At 38.8% G+C, this 482-nt stretch carries 1 protein-coding gene; it reads right to left on the bottom strand.

The features are described 5' to 3' along the window. A partial coding sequence (locus E1171_RS23175) for a hypothetical protein (RefSeq protein ID WP_187696096.1) occupies positions 1–482 on the bottom strand: 482 nt, incomplete at both ends.

The following is a 482-nucleotide window of genomic DNA, read 5'->3' as shown; positions in this document are numbered from 1 at the left end:
TTACCACTGGCACATGTGATTGAAAGAAAAAGGACCCTAAAAGTCTTGGTTCTGTAATTTGGTGTTTGGAACGGACAATTGTGCGGGCTCCTGGTTGTACAGCTGGGAAGATAAAGGTGGTCATCTTCTGATCATCGTAAAAAACTCCATAATCATTGTCATTCTTCTCCATGAATTCATCTACCTTCATAATTTCAAAAGGTTGAGTAGCACTTTGGGAAGCATTAAACACTCGGGTTTCTGCCTCTAATCCCGTCAACTTAATAAATTCCGAACTGTAAACGGCATTTCTAGCAAGTCCGACGGATTGATCTTTTAGATGCAACATCTCTTCCAATTGGGTGGATTCCACAGAAACCTTTTCGTTTTCAAACGAAATTGTAATTTCACTAATGTTCTGAAGGTACACGGCTCTCTCTTCGGGATAGTGCTTTTTTATTTTTTTTAGCTCCTTATCAGTCTGTGCATTAGCATTAAAAATA

The sequence above is a fragment of the Xanthovirga aplysinae genome, from assembly GCF_009711365.1.
In the GTDB taxonomy this organism is placed as follows: Bacteria; Bacteroidota; Bacteroidia; order Cytophagales; family Cyclobacteriaceae; genus Xanthovirga; species Xanthovirga aplysinae.
This window is presented reverse-complemented; position numbering and strand designations above follow the sequence as displayed.